Below are 15,600 nucleotides of genomic sequence, written 5' to 3' on the forward strand. Positions count from 1 at the left end.
CTCTCGGTCGTAGAGGCAGCAGGAGTTTCTTCCGAGGAGGTCGGTGCTCAGCGGCCGAACAGGCCCTTGCGCTTCTGGGGCGCCCGGTCCTGCTGCGCCATCTTCGCCAGCCGCTGCCCGAGGAGGCGGCTCATCTCCAGCGCCACCGTGGGGTTGGCCATCACCATCCCCTGGAAGTCATCGCGGCCCACGGCGGCCAGCTCGCACGCCGTGGCGGCCCTGGCGCTCGTGGCGCGTGGCTCTCCCGTGAGCAGGGCGATCTCCCCGAAGAAACCTCCCGGCTTCACCACCTCCACCAGCCGTCCGCCCTCGGCCAGCAGGTTCACCTCGCCCGAGACGACGACGTAGAAGGACTCGCCCGCGTCGCCCTTCTTGAAGAGCAGCTCGCCGGCCTCCTTGCGCAGGTAGTCGGCGCCGCGCGCCACCGAGGCCAGCTGCTCGTCGTTGAGCGGCGTGAGGAAGTCCACCTTGCGCAACATCTCCGCCAGCGGCGTGTCGCTCTGGCGCTGGGCCTCGGCGGTGAGGCACTCCACGGCGCGGGCCAACTCGGCGCGGCGCGCCACGAGGATGATGGTGTGCCCCGCGCGCAGCACCGTGTTCCCGTCCGGCAGCGTGATGCGGCCCTCCGGGTCCACCACGCCGATGAACACGCACTCGCGCGGGAATTCGGGCAGCGCGCGCACCTGCGCCACCGTGCGCCCCGCCACCAGCGCCTTCGGGTTCACCTCCAGCTCGAAGAGGATGGCCGTCCCCGCCGCCAGCGGCAGCGAGCCCGCCACCTGCGGGAAGTCGATGGCCGTGGTCATCTTCGCCACCACCACCTCGGCCTCCGCCACCAGCTCGCTCACCCCGGCCAGCTTGTATGCCTGGCGGTAGCGGCTGTCCAACATGCGCACCATCACGCGCGCGCTGCTCATCGAGCGCACCAGCGTGGCGAAGGCCAGGTTCTCCGCGTCGCGCGCCAGCACCCCCGCCGCGATGTCCGCCCCCGAGATGCCCGCCGACTCCAGCACCGACGGGTCGTTCGCGTCCCCACACACCGTCACCACGCCAATGTCCTCGAAGAGCCGGTGGCAGGTGTTCGCGTCCCGCTCCACCACCGTCACCTGGTGCTGCTCCGACACCAGCCGCGCCGCCAGCGTCCCACCCACCCGTCCACCACCCGCGATGACGATCTTCATGACACCTTCCTCCCGCTGTCCGCCTCGTGCTCCTGCGCGCTCGCCAGCACGTGCTCCAGCTCCAGCGTGCGCGAGTCCAGCTTCGCCAGTTGTATCTCGGCCGTGGCCTCGGGGATGAGGCCGGCGCGCCGGGCCGACAAGAGCGCCGTGCGCTCCGCGTCGATGAGGCGGCGGCGCGTGGCCAGCACGATCTTCGCCCCCTGCGCCAGGTGCTGCTCGCTGAGCCGGCGCAGCTCGCGCTCGGCGCCGGCGATGCCCACCTGGTAGTCGCTGCGCAGGTGCTCATAGGCCGCGCGGGGAATCAGCCCCTGGTCGTGCAGCTCCTCCAACTCCTGGCGCGCGGCGCGGCTGGCGATGAGGCGCGCTTGCTGCTCGGCCACCGCGTAGGCCACCGGATCCTCATGGAAGAGGCCCAGCCGCTTGAGGATGTCCGTGAGCATCAACCCCTGGAGCACCAGGGACAGGAAACAGACGCCGAAGGCGATGGCCACCAGCAGCTCGCGCGAGGGCGTGGACTCCGGCAGACCGAGCGCCAGGCCGATGGACAGCGCGCCCTTGATGTTGCCGAGGATGAAGACGTGCTGCCAGCGCAGGGGCACGGCCTCGGAGGGGCGCAGCCAGCGCAGCAGCAGGAAGGGCAGGTAGATGGCCACCGCGCGGCCGGCGAAGACACAGACCACCGCGAGCAGCGTCTGCGGCAGGTAGCGCACCAGCGTCTCGGGCCGGGTGGTGAGCCCCATGGAGAGGAAGAGGAAGGTGTTCACCCCGAAGGCGGCGTACTCCCAGAAGGTGTGGATGGCCACCTGGCTCTGGGGGGCCACGTGGCGCCGCAGGTTGATGCCCGTGGCCAGGCCGGCCATCACCGCGGCGATGGCGCCCGACAGGTGCAGCTGCTCGCCGATGACGAAGGCGGCGAAGGCCAGCGCCGTGGTCACCATGATCTCCGCGAGCGGATCCTCGGTGCGGCGGATGATGAAGCCGGCCACCAGGCCCAGGGTGAGGCCGATGGCCAGGCCCCCGAGCGTGGCGCCCACCACCTTGGCGCCGAGGAGCGGCAGCGAGAACGAGGACTCTCCGCTCACCACGATGCTGGAGATGGCCGCGTAGGCCACGAGCGCGGTGCCGTCGTTGAAGAGGCTCTCGCCCTGCATGATGCCGGAGAGGCGGCGGGGCACGGGGGCACGGCGGAAGGCGTAGAGGATGGAGACGGTGTCGGTGACGGCGAGCATGGCCCCGAGCAGCAGGGCGGGCCCCCACGCGAGCGCGAGGGTGTAGTGGAGCGCCGTGCCGGTGGCGGCGATGGCCAGCACCATGCCCAGGGTGGCCAGGGTGGCGATGGGCAGCAGGTTGGCGCGCACGTTGGCCACGTCCGCGGTGATGCCGCCCTCGAAGAGCAGCAGCGGCAGGCAGACGAGGAAGACGACCTCCGGGTTGAGCGGAGGCATGCCCGGGAAGATTCCTCCCACGGACAGGAGCAGACCCCCCACCACCAGCGCGACGTTGTACGGAATCCGCACGCGCTTGGCGGCGATGGCGAGCGAGCTGGCGGCCACCATCAGGCCGATGATGAGGGGCATTTCGAGGTGCACGCGGCCCCAAGACTCGCAGATGCGCCGGGCTTGTGCACGGGTTGCCTTGTGGCCAGGTGTCACACCGGAGCTACCCGGGAGGCGAGCCCCCGGAGCCATCCCTGGTGCTTCGCCAGGACGTCGGGAAAGGGGAGGGCCCCGTGGGGGTTGGGGGCCCCATGAAACACTTCCTCCTATCGCTTGCTCTCCTGGCGTGCGCGGCCTGTGGTCCCGAGCTGCCCGGAGATCTCTCCTCCGACAATCCGACGCTGGACACGCTGGACACCCGGGAAGCGCCGTTGGCGACGCAGCCCGCCGGCTCCATCCCCGCGGGACTTCCCGCGCGCCTGCTGGTGGGCCTCTTCGAGGAAGCCCCCCAGACGTGGATGAAGGACAGCGCGGTGCCCTGGGACGTGCGCTACCGCTACTTCACCAAGGGCTGGGTCAACAACTGGGGCTGGTCCGCCGCGGATGGAAGCTGGGGCAAGCAGTTCCTGACGGAGTCCGCCACCCAGGGCTTCATCCCGGCCATCCAGTACTACCAGGTCAACGGAGAGCCGGGTGGCGGCGAGGACCAGTTCCTCGCCAAGGCGCAGAACGCCACCACGATGAAGAGCTATTTCTCCGACTTCAAGGTGCTGATGCAGCGGGCCAGGGAGTTCGGCAAGCCGGTGCTCGTGCTGATGGAGGCGGATGGCTTTGGGTACCTCCAGAAGTACTCGAACAACAACCCCAGTGCCTACGCGGCCGTGGCGGCCACGGGGATGCCGGAGCTGGCGGGGCTGCCCAACACGGTGGCCGGGTGGGGGCTCTCGTTCCTCCAGCTGCGCAAGGCGGTGGGCGCCACCAACGTCATCCTGGGCATCCACATCTCGGGGTGGGCCAGTGGCAAGGACATCGCGTACTTCTCGGTGACGGACGCGCTGCAGCCCGAGGTGGACAAGGTCTACAACTTCCTCAAGCCGCTGGGCCTGGGCGCCAACGTCACGGGGGCCACCTATGACGTGCTGGTGGGAGACCCGCTCGACCGCGACTCGGACTTCTACAAGCAGTACGGGCAGGACCGGTGGTGGGACGCGAGCGACTCGGCCTCCATCTCGTCCAAGAGCTTCAACCGGTACGCCGAGTGGCTGCGGTTGTGGAACGTGGCCTCGGGCAAGCGCTGGGTGCTGTGGCAGCTTCCGGAGGGCAACTCCAGCAGCTTGAACAAGCCCTACGCGGCCAATACGCCGGGCTCGGGCTACAAGGACAACCGCGCCGAGTACTTCTTCGGCACCGGGAGCGCCGTGCACCGCGAGAAGTTCGCGGGCAGCGGAGTCATCGCGCTGCTCTTCGGCCGGGGCGAGGGCCAGCAGGCCTCGCACACCCACGACGTGTACTCGGACGGCCAGCTCTTCCTGAAGAGCCGCGCGGGTGCCTTCCTGAAGGCCGGTGGCCTCGCCATCCCCGCGGGCTCCACCACGACGCCGACTCCCACGCCGACGCCGACTCCCACGCCGACGCCGGTCACGGACACCGTGCGGTACGGCTTCGAGACGGACGCGCAGGGGTGGAGCTTCTCGGGGGCGCTGGTGAAGGGCGTGGTGTCGTCCACCGCGAAGGCGGACGCGGGCAGCCGCTCGCTGGCGGTGACGATGGGTGGCACCGCGGCGGGGATGTCCCGCGTCTCGGTGCTCAACGCCGCCGTGCCCGCGGGCCGGACGGTGTCCATGCGCGTCTGGGTCCCGGCCGGCAGCCGCATCACGGCCGTCCAGCCCTATGTGCAGCAGGGCTCGGCGGGGGGCTGGCAGTGGACGGGCTCGTGGGTGGCCTCCACGTCCCTGAAGGCCGGGGACTGGAGCACCGTCACCGTGCAGGTGCCCGCCAACGCTGTGTCGCCGCTGTACCAGCTCGGCCTCGAGCTCTTCACCGATGCCGCCTGGTCCGGCACGCTGTACGTGGACTCGGTGCGCTGGTGAGCCTGGGGGGCCGCGTGCGCCTGGCCGGGCACGCGGCCCCTGCTTCGTTCAGCGGCGGATGCGCAGGATGACGTCCTTGCGCGCGGTGCAGTCTCCGCGGCTGTCGCAGTTGCTGGTGGTGACGTAGAGGTGGCCGTCCGGGCCCATGATCGTCTCTCGCAGGCGGCCCCACTCGTTGCGCAGGTACACCTCGTGCTGGGCGACCTGGAAGGGATTCTCCTGGGAGAAGACCACGCGGTGCAGGTGCCGTGAGCCGAGCGTGCCGATGAGCAGGGAGCCCTTCCACTCGGGGATGGCGTCGCCGGTGTAGATGGCGGCTCCGCCCGGGGGGGCCGCGCTCTCCCAGGTGAGGGACGGGGTGATGAGGCCCTCGCCGGACTCGCAGCTGTAGACGGTGGGCCAGCCGAGGTTGTCCCCCTTGCGCACCACGCTGACCTCGTCATGGCCGCGGCGGAACGTCTCGCCGCTGGGGCCGTGGTCGGTGAAGTAGAGCGTGTCGCGGTCCTTCCAGTCGAAGCCCTGGGTATTGCGCACACCGAGGAGGAAGACGGGCTTGCCGGGGAAGGGGTTGTCCGCGGGCACCTCGCCCTCGGGGGTGAGCCGCAGCAGCTTGCCGGAGGGCGTGTCCACGTTCTGTGCGTTGTCCGGCTCGCGCGCGTCTCCCGTGCCCACGTAGAGCATGCCATCGGGGCCGAAGCGGATGCGCCCGCCGTCGTGGTACTTCGCCGCGGGGATTCCGCCGAAGATGACGCGCTCGAAGGTGGCGGAGGTGTGGTCCTCGGAGAGGATCCACCGCTCCACGCGGTTCTGCGTCGAGCCGCCCTCGTCGGTGGTCACGTAGAGGTAGATCTGCCGGTTGCTCGCGAAGGAGGGATGCGCGGCGATGCCGAGCAGGCCGCTCTCGCCAGCGGAGGAGATCTTCACGGTGGCGACGGGAGCGGGCTGGAGGGCGCCGTTGCGGAGCAGACGGATGCGGCCGGGACGCTCGGTGACGAGCGCATCGCCGCCGGGGAGCCAGGCGATGCCCCAGGGGACCTCGAGGCCCTCGGCGACGACGTCGAAGGTGATGGGCACGGTGCCATCGGGGCCGAAGTCGTCCTCGACGAGGATGCAATCGGGGGCTGTCTTCGCCTGGCTCTTGCGGCAGCCGGAGCAGGCGGCGAGGAACACGAGTGCGGAGAGCACGAGGCAGGTACGCATGCCGTATCTATGACGGGCGGAGGGAGCGTGCGCCACCGGACCGTGGCGGGCACGTCAGGAGGTGGACGTGACGGCAGACGGGGCGTGATTGGTGACCACCAACTTGCAGGGGCTCCGGGTAGTGTTCTACCTCGAATTTTCCGGGTTGCGCGGGAGTAGGCTCCCATGAACGAAGATTTCTCACCGCCACGGCTCATCGAACTGCTTCACCGCTACTACCCCGTCAATTTGTACAGTGACAACGAGCGCTACGGTGAATCCGAGCAGTACCAGCGCATGTTGCAGCTGCGCGCGCAGGCGCTGAAAAATCCAACGAGTTGGAGAGGATTGCTCGCGAGGCTTCGCGAGGCACTACCGGAGTGCAAGGTCGAGGATTGGACCGTGCTCTTCTCCGACGACAACTGCTGGCGTGTCAGGGTCGATCTTCCGGAGGTGCTGAAGCTTCCTGACGGCCAGGATGAGGTCAGGACCGTGGTGGTGCTGGTCAGCATCCTCGTGCCTGTGTTCGTTCTCTACAGCTCGTTCCGGCGCTACCATCTGGTCGAGAAGAAATCGTGGGCCTCGGAGACCTTCTACGAGGACGTCCCCGAGACGAAGTCCTATGCGGACAAGGTCGAGGCCCTCGTGCGGGACGTGCTCCACGTTCACCGCCTGACCAACGAGGCACTCTTCACCCCCGTGCCCGACATCCAGTGCGGCAATGTGTCCCTGGGTGAGGCGAAGCTGATCGACTGCCTCTTCACCGATGACCGGTGGTAGAGGACTCGCCAGCCCGTGAACTTCCCCCTCCTCGCCCTTGGCTCGTACAGCTCCCCCCGGGACCCGAGTGCCTATGCGGCGATCGAGATCCGCATGGAGCGCGCGCTCGCGTATGTGGAGGCCTTCCGCTCGCGCTCGGGCCAGCGCCTCACGGTGACGCACCTGGTGGCCAAGGCCGCCGCCGATGCGCTCCGCCGCTACCCCGAGGCCAATGCCATCCTCCGCTGGAACCGGCCCTGGTTGCGCAAGCGCGTGAGCGTCTGTGTCCTCGTCGTACAGACCGAGCACCTCGGCCGCGTGGACCTCACCACCGCCACCGTTCACGATGCGGACGCGCTCTCGCTCCAGGGCTTCGCCAGCGCGATGCAGGAGCGTGTCGAGCACGTCCGCCACCGCCGGGACGCCGTCATCGAGCGGGGCAAGCGGCGCTCCTACCGCGTCCCCGGCCTCGTCATGAACACCGTCCTCCGGCTGCTCTCCTTCGTCTGGTTCACCCTCAACATGGACCTCGCGTGGGTGGGCATGCCGAGAGACCCCTTCGGCTCCGTCGCCGTCTCCAACGTGGGCTCGCTCGGCCTGGAGCGCGCCTGGCTGGCCATGGTGCCCTACACCCGCGTGGCCCTCTACCTCGCCTCCGGCGCCGTGCGCGATGTCCCCGTGCTCGAAGGCGACGCCCTCGTTCCTGGCAAGGAGATGACGCTCTCGTGCACCTTCGATGCGCGCCTGCTCGACGCGGACCTCGTCGCTCGAGTCCTGCGTCACATCGGCGAGGCCCTGGAGGATCCCGCGTCCGTCTGGGGCCCGCCCGCTTCCGAGGAGCCCCCGGCGCCGTAGGCTGCCGCGCATGAAACTGCCCGTCTCTCCAACGACTCCGAGAGCGGCGATGCCTCCTGGGTGACGGGCCGCTTCCAGCGGCTCAACGCGCAGATCGGCTCCTATGAGACGTACGATGACGCGCTCTTCGGGGTGAAGTCGTTCCACGGCATGAGCCTGCTGCTGGAGAACGAGCAGGCCACGGCCGGGCTGCGCAAGGCGCCCGGTGGGTTGCAGGCGCTCCAGGACTCGCTGCCGTACGTGTACCCCCGGCGCGTGCGCGAGGACATCCCCGTCGGCGTCTACGACGTCATCGCCGGCTCCGGCCAGGCGCGGGGCACCAACACCGCGAGCATCCTCCCCAATGACCCGCTCTTCTCGCGCCGCTACGGCCTCACCCTCCTGCTGCGCGACAACATCATGAAGAACCCGGACATCTTCGCCGCCGACGAGCGCGTCTGGCGCGCCGCCACCGTGGAGGCCCACGCGAGCGGCCTCGCCCCCGAGGGGAACTCCCAGCGCACGCTGCAGAACGCGAAGCCTCGCCGCGACCAGCCCTACCAGACCATGCAGCTCATCCAGTTCAACTGGTTCCTCTCGCATGGGCTGCTCGAGGCCGACCCGAAGACCGCCCGCCTCACCCTCCGGTACGAGCGCTACCCGGAGACCGTCGCCTCGCTGCTCAAGGAGGTGCTTGCGCTCCAGCACGCGGGAGACAAGGCCGCCGCCGCGCGCTTCTTCGACCAGTGGACCACCTGGACGCCCGAGCTGCACGAGGCGCTCGCCGCCCGCATCCGCGAGGCCCAGGGCGCCCGCTTCCGCGTCGTGCACTACGGGGCCCTCGGCGAGTAGTGAGCCGTGCCCCTCAAGGGGCTACGCGTCCGCCAATCTCCGGGAAGCGCGCGTAGGCCCGCTTGAGCGCATCCAGGTGGGCGGGGTTGTCCAGGTCGAGCGGCGCATCGGTGAGCTGCACGACCCACCCGCCCGTCGCGGTACGCCGTGCGCGCGAAAGCAGCTCCGCGTCGCGGGCGGGGTCCGGGAATCCGATGGCCTGGGCAGCAGCAGCCGACCAGTAGTTCAGCCACCCGAGGCGATGCGGAATCTCAGGTGAGCGCATGGCACTGGGGGACTTGATCACCGGCAGCCCACGGGGAGGCGGCGCCAGGTCGTCTGGCCGATTCTTCGTCTGGCGCGCGATGTCCACCCCTGCGCTGAAAGGCGTTGCGTGCCCCCAGAACGCGCGAGCACCCTCCGCCATGGCCTCCAGCACCTCCACTGCCGCCGCGATGCCGGTTGCGTCGAGCGGCAGGGCTGCCTGGACTTCAAACTGTGCCTGCCCTCCCGGGGAGAGGCCCGCCGGCCTTTCCCATCCAGAAACCGTTACCCGGTAGCTCTCGTCGCCATTGCAAATGAGCCGAAACCCCCTTCCGGTCGGCCTCCCTTGGGCGAGCCATGCCTCACGCTGCGGTACCCGGAGCAGCTTCCCCTCGCCAGAGATTGTCCATTCCAGGCGCAAGCCAGGGAATGTGCGTTCCATTCCATGAACAACGGCCAAAGGGCGGCCATCGTCGCCCACGAGTGCAGGTGCATAGACGATCATGGCAATTTCATTTTCTTGTGTGGCTGGCATCTCAGCACCATTCCATGACTTCGATAATGCCCGCGAGTTCTGGCTCCGCGAGTTCCAGCGCGATTCTGTGCGCGGGGCTTCGCACGCCGACCCGGAAGTTGAATCCACAAGCCAGAGCAAGACCGCGCTCGTACTGCAAATCCAGCACCTGGTTGTCGAGCACAATTCTCCGAAGGTCGGGCGTGAACTTGTCGAAGTTGTCGGTCTTGACCTCCCATAGCGTGCGCGTGGCCAGTTGCAGCGCGTCGAAGTTCTTCCCATTCACGAACACATCCCCGCCGGGGAAGCTGTTGTTCGGAATTCTGTCGGCGCACGTGTCGTGCAGTGGATTACCGCCAAGGTGGTACGGCACTGGATCGGGCTCGCACCTGCGGCGCTCTCGCTCCGAAGTCTCGGGTGGCTCCAAAGGAGGGAAATCCGGCCCCTTTGGCTCCGGCTTGGGCCTTTTCTTCGGCGAGGGTTTCGGCGGGGCGGGCTTTGTTTCAGGCACGGGCCGCGTTTCAGGCATGGGCCTTACCTGGGGACGGCCCCTCTTCTTCGCGTAGGTATCCAACGCCTCTTTGATGGCGAAGCCCACCACCACCACGCCCGCGACGACTACTGCCCCCACGACGAGCTCCGGCGCCGCGAGGACACAGACCCCGAGCCCCATGGCCCCTGCTCCCGCCCCCGCCGAGGCGACCGCGCATCGTCCCGTGATGTCGTGAAACTCGATGCGGTCATGGTCGAGGGCATGAAAGCACCGCTCCGCCAGCACGGGCCAGGGCTCGGAAGCCTCCTGGACGGCGCAACGCCCCCCGTCCGTCCAGGGCAGTGCCGCCGCTCTCTGAAGGTTGTCGAGCCTCGGGTTCCGGGCCGGTGGCTCTCTGGGGCTGGGCGCTGGCGTAGCGCAGGCAGAGACATGGAGCAGAAGTGCGATGGATGCGCGGAGACGCATGGCCACCTCCTACGGAAGGGGGATTCCGCGGAGCAAGGGCGGACCCGTGGGCGGTGGGACAATGCCACCGACGCCGTGGAACCTCGTGAGGTTTGCCCGAGGCGGAGGTACCAGGGACGCCACACGCCGTCACCTGAAAGGTGTGGGCGCTCGAGCGGTGCGAGCCGTCCCCGGCGAGGTGAGGTGGCTCAGCCCCCGTCGGGCCTCGCCGCAACGGGGGGCCGGAGCGGCCCGATGATTCCCACCACCAGCCAGGTGAGCGAGAGGGCGAGCCAGGCCGCGCAGAGGGCGCTCCACGCCTGGGGCGCGCCGGCCCGCATCAGCCACACCGTCACCGCCACGCCCATGACGAGCACCCGCGCCAGCTCCAGCGGCAGGCTCCAGCGTTTGGACTCCAGCATCCCGCTCCAGGCCGTCGCCATGCCCCAGAGCAGCAGGCTCAGCACCAGCTTGCTCCCGCCCGACAGCGGTGAGGCATGGTGGCTCACCAGGAGCATGAAGGGCATGGACGCGAACAACTGGAAGACGAGGTAGCGCCGGATGCCGGGCAGCTCCGTCGAGGAGAACTTCACCTCCACGCCGTCCTGCTTCCAATAGCCCAACGCGCGCGGGGGAAGGTCCGCCGGCCGCCAGCCCGTGGGCATCACCCAGATGCGCAGGCGGTCCCACGTGCTCTTCGTCGCGAGCGCGTCGCCGATGAGCCGGGCCCAGGCCTGGAAGTTGATGGCCGTCGGGTCCCACGTGTTCGCCGGGGTGGTGAGGCCGTAGGAGCAGGGCTCCACCTCCTCGGCGTAGGTGCCGAACATCCGGTCCCAGATGATGAGGAAGCCCGCGTAGTTCTTGTCGAGGTAGGCGTCATTGCGCGCGTGGTGCACGCGGTGGTGCGAGGGCGTATTCAGCCAGGACTCCACCCACCGGGGCAGCTTGGGGATGACGCGGGTGTGCGGGATGAACTGCAGCACCAGGTGGAATGCCACCATCGCCAGCACTGCTTCGGGTGGGAAGCCCACCAGCACCAGCGGCCAGTAGAAGAGGAACGAGAAGAGCCGCTGCGTCACGCTCGCGCGCAGCGCCACCGCGTAGTTGAGCTCCTCCGTGGAGTGGTGGGGCGAGTGCGCCGCCCAGCCGATGTTGGTGCGGTGGCCGAAGCGGTGGAACCAGTAGAAGAGGAAGTCCACCCCGAGGAAGAGGGCCACCAGCGACAGCGGCGACGAGACGTCGAGCCGCCACGGAGCGAACTGGCCGAGCCGCGTGAAGAGGGGCAGCACCAGCAGCGCCACCGCCACGTTGACGCACTGGTTCATCACCGCCGTCCCCATGCTCGCGATGGAGTCCTGGAAGCTATAGTAGCCGTTGCGCCTCGCCACGCAGTACGCGAACTCCGCGAGGGCCAGGACGATGACGAAGGGGGTGGCCACGGCGTAGACGTTCAAGGTCATGCGTGCTGGTGTACGGCATCCGGGCCGGCCGCCGCCTTGACCTGGATCAACCCGAGGGGACTCCCCCATGAGATTCCCGAAGCTCTTCGAGCGCCTCGCGGCGCAGGTCTCCCTCCCCGAGGACGAGTGGGAGAAGGCCGAGGCGCTGGCATCGGAGCAGGTGCTGGCCAGACGCGAGCTCTTCCTCCAGCCCGGAGCGCCGTCGGACCGTTTCGCGCTGGTGCTCCAGGGGGTCTTCCGGGCCGTGCGTGTGTCGGCGGGCGGCGCCGAGTCCATCAAGGCGTTCCGCGCGGAGGGCGAGCTGATTGGCGCCTACGCGGAGATGCTGCAACGGCGGCCCTCGATGACGGCGATCGAAGCGCTCGAGCCGAGCCGCGTGCTGGTGTTCCGGACGAGCGATCTCGAGGCGCTCGAGCGGGGCCACGTGTGCTGGGAGCGGCTGGCGCGGCGGGTGGCGGAGTACCACTTCATCCTCAAGGAGCGCCGCGAGCAGGAGTTCCTCGACCTGACCGCGGAGGAGCGCCTCGTGCGCTTCTGGGAGGAGCACCCGCACCTGAAGGGCCGCGTCTCCCAGCGCGACGTGGCGGCCTATCTCGGCATCACGGAGGAGGCCCTGAGCCGCATCATGTCGCGCCGCCGCAAGCAGCGGGGGTGAGCCAGAGGGAGGGAGCCTGAGGCACGGTGGGCTTGCCCCGGTTACGTGGACAGTAGGGTTGAGATGGTGTCGAGCCTCGAGCAGTCACGCCGCCAAAGACGCCCACGCCCCTGCTGCCACCCCCTGGGGAGGCCACTGGGCCGGCGTGTGCCCCAGGGAGTTGCCCGTCAGCAGCCCTCCTCGCCCCCTCGGCTCCAGCCATCTCCCTCCACACCGCCCCCATTCCGCCTCTACGCGGGTCATCCCTTGACGAGTCGAACCTTCTTGTCCGCGCTCGTCACCATGGCTCAAGATGCGGGCATGCAATGGCTTCACACCCTGGTGGGTATTCATCCCCCTCTTGATTGGAGCGCAGGGGGAAGCGAGCAGGTTCGACAATCATCTGCCGGAGTCCGCTGAGACACAACCGGCCACATGGCTTCGCACTGACATCGGCCCCGACGCGCCGCAGGTCAGCATGCTGGCTGGCAAGCGAGCGGGAATGCCCTTCACCAAGAAGGGGAAGGCGGCTGTCAAAAAGGAGAACGCTGAAAAGAATGACGGGAAAAACAAATGTGAAATCTGTAGCGTGGAAGCCGTTCCAGCAAAGCAGCATCAACAAGGCGTCACTCCGCCCAAGAACGAGGCGCAGGTCGAACACGTCATCCCACGAGCAAAAGGAGGCGAGGGCGAGCCAGATAACGGCCAGGTTCTCTGTAGAGATTGTAATATCAAGAAGAGCGATAAAAAGAGCGATAAAGCACCGTGAGCCGCATGACAGGGACACCAACCGATCAACATGTCAAAATCCTCTTTCACCTCGAGCAGGATGAGGATGGCTATCCTCCCGCCAATGCGGAAACACTCTGGGCCACCACGGTGGGTGAGGGTCTCTACAAGATCGACAACATCCCATTCTTCGCTACGGGTATTGCCGTGGATGACATCGTCTCGGCGGAGTTGGACGCGGACCAGCTTCTCTACAAAGATGTCGTCCACCCCTCGGGACACAGCACGGTCCGTGTCGTCGTGTACGGCCATGACGAACTTCCCGAGGTGCATGGACTCTTCAAGCAACTGGGCTGCTCGACGGAACAGAGCCACCTGCGAGGCCTGGTCGCGCTCGATGTGCCTCCATCCGTCTCATGGGATGAACTGAAGCGGATATTGGATGAAGGCCGCGAGCAGGACCGGTGGGACTACGAAGAGGCCTGCCTGGCACAGTCCTGATGGTCCAGGACTGGGGCAGCACGTCGAGGAATAGGAGCCGGTGCGCCTCGTCGCGCTGGCCCTCGGGCTGGGGGTGCACGGGTCTTCGGCACGTCGAGTGGACAGGACCGCGGACCAGCGGCCGTGCGCATCGCGAAGCTCACGCGCCTGCCGCTGGCGATGAGCACCTCGAGGGTGTCGCTCCCGCTCACCACCGGGGCCGCTCTCACCTGTACCGGAAACAGCCGCGCTGGCTCCACGACAGGCGCTCTCTCCTGATACGTGGCCTGCTCCAGCAGTACGCGCGCGGCGTGCACGAGGTGGTAGGCCAGTGCGTTGAGCAGCAGGCGCACCTCGTTGTTGGCGAAGGCCTCGATTGAAACCGAGCGCCGCACGGGCGGATGGCCCTGGTCGTTGGACTTGGGCCGTCTGGCCGAGGAGAGCGCCGGGGCCAGCATGTCCATGAGCTCTCCGAAGTGACCCTCGGCCGTGCCGCGCTGGCGGTAGTGCGTAAGCAACTGCTCGGCGGACATCTGCTCCCGCGTCCAGCTCGTCACCAGCCAGAAGGCATGGGGAAAGAGCTCCTCCTTCCTCTGCACCAGCACCAACACCACGCGCCGCGCACGGCTCCAGCCTTGTGCCGGGTACTCCGACTCATACAGGAAGGTACCTGTCTGGCCCCGCGGTACACCCGAGTGCAGAACCAGTCCTCGCGCCTCTTGGGCTTCACGAGGAACGTGAACTCCGTCCCGTCAACGAGCGTCACCAGCAGGGGCAGCGCCTCGCCGTCGTCGAGGTCACGCAGCGGCTCTAGAACCACCTTCTTGCCGCCTACGAGCGGGGTCTCGAAACGTCCCTCCCACGCCAGGAACTTCGTCTTCTCCGGATCGATCTCCTTCTCGAAGCGGAGCGCCGTCACCACCTGCCAGGAAACGTAGATGGACGGAGCCGCCTGGCCTGGATGGGCCGGCACCTTGAGGGTCCGAATCGTGAGCTTTTCCGCCTCATCCCTGGCCGGTGCCGGGGACGCCATCAGGACGAGAAGCAGGCCATACCTGAGAAGTGGGAAAGTGCGCAGGGTGGGGCCAACTTGACAGGACGGGTGCAGGGCATTCAATCCTTGCGCGCCCTGCCTGCAGGCTGCCGGTCATCGCCCCTGTTCGGCTCCACGAGCCGTGTCGGCCTCAAGGGGCCGCGCGCCCGCCGATCTCCGGGAAGCGCTCGTAGGCCCGCTTGAGCGCGTCCAGGTGGGCGGGGTCGTCCAGGTCGAGCGGCGCCTCGGTGAGCTGCACGACCCACCCGCCCGTCGCGGTGCGCCGAGCGCGCGACAGCAGCTCCGCGTCGCGGGAGGGGTCCGGAAAGCCGATGGCTCGTGCGGCGGCGGCCGACCAGTAGTTGAGCCACCCGAGACAGTGCGGAATCTCAGGGGCGCGGATGTCATCAGAAAACCTGAGCGCTGGCAGCCCTCGCGGCGGGACCCCCGGCTTCCGCACGGGATCTCTCGTCTGCCGCGAAATCTCGACGGCCGCGTCAGACGGCGTCGCGTGCCCCCAGAACGCGCGTGCACCCTCTGCTGCCGCTTCCAGGGCACCCGCTACCACGGCAATCCCGGCTGCATTCAGGAGCATGGTCACATTGACTTCGAGATGCGGCGGGCTCCCCGCGGCAAGACCGTCCGGGTTCTCCCGCCCGGCAATCGTGACAAGGTGGTCATCGTCATCGTTACAGAGGAACGGAAACCCTCCGCTCGTCCTGTGGGCCGCGACCCACTCATCGCGGTGAGGCAATGCAATCAGGTCTTCCTTCCCAGACGTCGTCCACCCCAGGCGTAAACCGGGAAGCGCACGTTCCATCCCTCGGACAATAGCCAAAGGCCGGCCGTCATCGCCCTCGAGTGCAGGCGCATAGACCGTGATGCCAATATCCTCTTTCGTTCCCGGCATTTCAGCACCAGTCCATGACAACGACATGAAGTCTGCGATCCGCGCGCTCCAGGGCGATTCTGTGTGCTTCACTGCGGACGCCGACGACAAAGCCATAACCGCATTCTTCCGCGAGCCTGCGCTCCCGTTGCAGCTCCGGTAGCTTCATCTCGATGAAAAACTGCTGAGAACGACGACTGTGCTTGTCGAAGTCATCCGTCTTGACGTCCCACAGGGTGCGCGTGGCCAGTTGAAGCGCGTCGAAGTTCTTGCCATTCACGAACACATCCCAGCCGGGGAAGCTGTTGTCCGGCATCAGGTCGGCGCAAGTGTTGTGCGGGTCATTCCCG

General features: G+C 67.9%; 17 protein-coding genes. 7 read left to right on the forward strand and 10 right to left on the reverse strand.

Annotated elements, in window-relative coordinates; translation table 11 throughout:
* Positions 1–47: 47 nt before the first annotated feature.
* Positions 48–1,181, reverse strand: a complete 1,134-nt coding sequence (locus tag VFZ09_RS14520) for a cyclic nucleotide-binding domain-containing protein (protein ID WP_329728160.1) — start codon at positions 1,179–1,181, stop codon at positions 48–50.
* A complete protein-coding gene (locus VFZ09_RS14525; protein WP_329728161.1) occupies positions 1,178–2,770 on the reverse strand; it encodes a cation:proton antiporter in 1,593 nt (530 codons plus the stop codon). Before VFZ09_RS14525 ends, VFZ09_RS14520 begins: the two co-directional genes overlap by 4 nt.
* A gap of 158 nt (positions 2,771–2,928) precedes the next feature.
* Between VFZ09_RS14525 and VFZ09_RS14530 the strand changes: the two genes are divergently transcribed.
* Positions 2,929–4,707: a hypothetical protein gene (locus tag VFZ09_RS14530; RefSeq protein WP_329728162.1), complete on the forward strand. Its 1,779-nt coding sequence runs from the start codon at positions 2,929–2,931 to the stop codon at positions 4,705–4,707.
* Between the two features lie 48 nt (positions 4,708–4,755).
* Here VFZ09_RS14530 and VFZ09_RS14535 read toward each other — a convergent pair whose 3' ends face one another.
* Entirely contained in the window at positions 4,756–5,907 is a 1,152-nt protein-coding gene (locus VFZ09_RS14535; protein ID WP_329728163.1) for a PQQ-dependent sugar dehydrogenase, read from the reverse strand.
* 165 nt (positions 5,908–6,072) lie between these two features.
* On the opposite strand from VFZ09_RS14535, the gene VFZ09_RS14540 reads away from it, so the two are divergent.
* The 3 genes from VFZ09_RS14540 to VFZ09_RS14550 are packed head-to-tail and all read left to right on the forward strand — an operon-like array spanning position 6,073 to position 8,331.
* A complete protein-coding gene (locus VFZ09_RS14540; protein ID WP_329728164.1) occupies positions 6,073–6,666 on the forward strand; it encodes a hypothetical protein in 594 nt (197 codons plus the stop codon).
* 15 nt (positions 6,667–6,681) lie between these two features.
* Complete coding sequence (locus VFZ09_RS14545) at positions 6,682–7,500, forward strand: 2-oxo acid dehydrogenase subunit E2 (RefSeq protein ID WP_329728165.1); 819 nt, start codon at positions 6,682–6,684, stop codon at positions 7,498–7,500.
* A 60-nt stretch (positions 7,501–7,560) separates the two neighbouring features.
* Positions 7,561–8,331, forward strand: coding sequence for a hypothetical protein (locus tag VFZ09_RS14550; protein WP_329728166.1), 771 nt, complete (start codon positions 7,561–7,563; stop codon positions 8,329–8,331).
* A gap of 13 nt (positions 8,332–8,344) precedes the next feature.
* Here VFZ09_RS14550 and VFZ09_RS14555 read toward each other — a convergent pair whose 3' ends face one another.
* The 3 genes from VFZ09_RS14555 to VFZ09_RS14565 all read right to left on the reverse strand — a co-directional run bounded on the left by VFZ09_RS14555 (position 8,345) and on the right by VFZ09_RS14565 (position 11,485).
* Positions 8,345–9,079 (reverse strand): DUF5953 family protein, encoded by a 735-nt coding sequence (locus VFZ09_RS14555; protein WP_329728167.1) that lies wholly within the window; start codon positions 9,077–9,079, stop codon positions 8,345–8,347.
* A 31-nt stretch (positions 9,080–9,110) separates the two neighbouring features.
* On the reverse strand, positions 9,111–9,866 hold the full coding sequence (locus tag VFZ09_RS14560; RefSeq protein ID WP_329728168.1) for a DUF6310 domain-containing protein: 756 nt from the start codon (positions 9,864–9,866) through the stop codon (positions 9,111–9,113).
* A gap of 368 nt (positions 9,867–10,234) precedes the next feature.
* Positions 10,235–11,485 (reverse strand): sterol desaturase family protein, encoded by a 1,251-nt coding sequence (locus tag VFZ09_RS14565; protein ID WP_329728169.1) that lies wholly within the window; start codon positions 11,483–11,485, stop codon positions 10,235–10,237.
* A gap of 67 nt (positions 11,486–11,552) precedes the next feature.
* On the opposite strand from VFZ09_RS14565, the gene VFZ09_RS14570 reads away from it, so the two are divergent.
* The 3 genes from VFZ09_RS14570 to VFZ09_RS14580 all read left to right on the forward strand — a co-directional run bounded on the left by VFZ09_RS14570 (position 11,553) and on the right by VFZ09_RS14580 (position 13,349).
* Complete coding sequence (locus VFZ09_RS14570; protein WP_329728170.1) at positions 11,553–12,140, forward strand: Crp/Fnr family transcriptional regulator; 588 nt, start codon at positions 11,553–11,555, stop codon at positions 12,138–12,140.
* 457 nt (positions 12,141–12,597) lie between these two features.
* Positions 12,598–12,888, forward strand: a complete 291-nt coding sequence (locus tag VFZ09_RS14575) for an HNH endonuclease (protein ID WP_329728171.1) — start codon at positions 12,598–12,600, stop codon at positions 12,886–12,888.
* Between the two features lie 5 nt (positions 12,889–12,893).
* Entirely contained in the window at positions 12,894–13,349 is a 456-nt protein-coding gene (locus VFZ09_RS14580; RefSeq protein WP_329728176.1) for a DUF4265 domain-containing protein, read from the forward strand.
* On the opposite strand, the gene VFZ09_RS14585 is transcribed toward VFZ09_RS14580, so the two are convergent.
* The 4 genes from VFZ09_RS14585 to VFZ09_RS14600 form a co-directional block, all read right to left on the reverse strand.
* Complete coding sequence (locus tag VFZ09_RS14585) at positions 13,319–13,942, reverse strand: hypothetical protein (protein WP_414640701.1); 624 nt, start codon at positions 13,940–13,942, stop codon at positions 13,319–13,321. The genes VFZ09_RS14580 and VFZ09_RS14585 overlap by 31 nt on opposite strands.
* Positions 13,882–14,361: a DUF2381 family protein gene (locus tag VFZ09_RS14590; protein ID WP_329728173.1), complete on the reverse strand. Its 480-nt coding sequence runs from the start codon at positions 14,359–14,361 to the stop codon at positions 13,882–13,884. The genes VFZ09_RS14585 and VFZ09_RS14590 overlap by 61 nt, the downstream gene beginning before the upstream one ends.
* Before the next feature lie 151 nt (positions 14,362–14,512).
* Positions 14,513–15,271, reverse strand: a complete 759-nt coding sequence (locus tag VFZ09_RS14595; protein WP_329728174.1) for a DUF5953 family protein — start codon at positions 15,269–15,271, stop codon at positions 14,513–14,515.
* A 1-nt stretch (position 15,272) separates the two neighbouring features.
* Positions 15,273–15,600 (reverse strand): DUF6310 domain-containing protein (locus tag VFZ09_RS14600; RefSeq protein WP_329728175.1); only part of this gene is annotated, 328 nt, incomplete at its 5' end.

The sequence above is a fragment of the Archangium sp. genome (assembly GCF_036277355.1).
Classification (GTDB): Bacteria; Myxococcota; Myxococcia; order Myxococcales; family Myxococcaceae; genus Archangium.

Coding starts and splice junctions, on each gene's coding strand:
- VFZ09_RS14530 (WP_329728162.1), top strand. CDS start 2,929: ATGAAACACTTCCTCCTATCGCTTGCTCTCCTGGCGTGCGCGGCCTGT.
- VFZ09_RS14540 (WP_329728164.1), top strand. CDS start 6,073: ATGAACGAAGATTTCTCACCGCCACGGCTCATCGAACTGCTTCACCGC.
- VFZ09_RS14590 (WP_329728173.1), bottom strand. CDS start 14,361: ATGGCGTCCCCGGCACCGGCCAGGGATGAGGCGGAAAAGCTCACGATT.
- VFZ09_RS14580 (WP_329728176.1), top strand. CDS start 12,894: ATGACAGGGACACCAACCGATCAACATGTCAAAATCCTCTTTCACCTC.
- VFZ09_RS14570 (WP_329728170.1), top strand. CDS start 11,553: ATGAGATTCCCGAAGCTCTTCGAGCGCCTCGCGGCGCAGGTCTCCCTC.
- VFZ09_RS14555 (WP_329728167.1), bottom strand. CDS start 9,079: ATGATCGTCTATGCACCTGCACTCGTGGGCGACGATGGCCGCCCTTTG.
- VFZ09_RS14565 (WP_329728169.1), bottom strand. CDS start 11,485: ATGACCTTGAACGTCTACGCCGTGGCCACCCCCTTCGTCATCGTCCTG.
- VFZ09_RS14535 (WP_329728163.1), bottom strand. CDS start 5,907: ATGCGTACCTGCCTCGTGCTCTCCGCACTCGTGTTCCTCGCCGCCTGC.
- VFZ09_RS14595 (WP_329728174.1), bottom strand. CDS start 15,271: ATGCCGGGAACGAAAGAGGATATTGGCATCACGGTCTATGCGCCTGCA.
- VFZ09_RS14520 (WP_329728160.1), bottom strand. CDS start 1,181: ATGAAGATCGTCATCGCGGGTGGTGGACGGGTGGGTGGGACGCTGGCG.
- VFZ09_RS14575 (WP_329728171.1), top strand. CDS start 12,598: ATGCTGGCTGGCAAGCGAGCGGGAATGCCCTTCACCAAGAAGGGGAAG.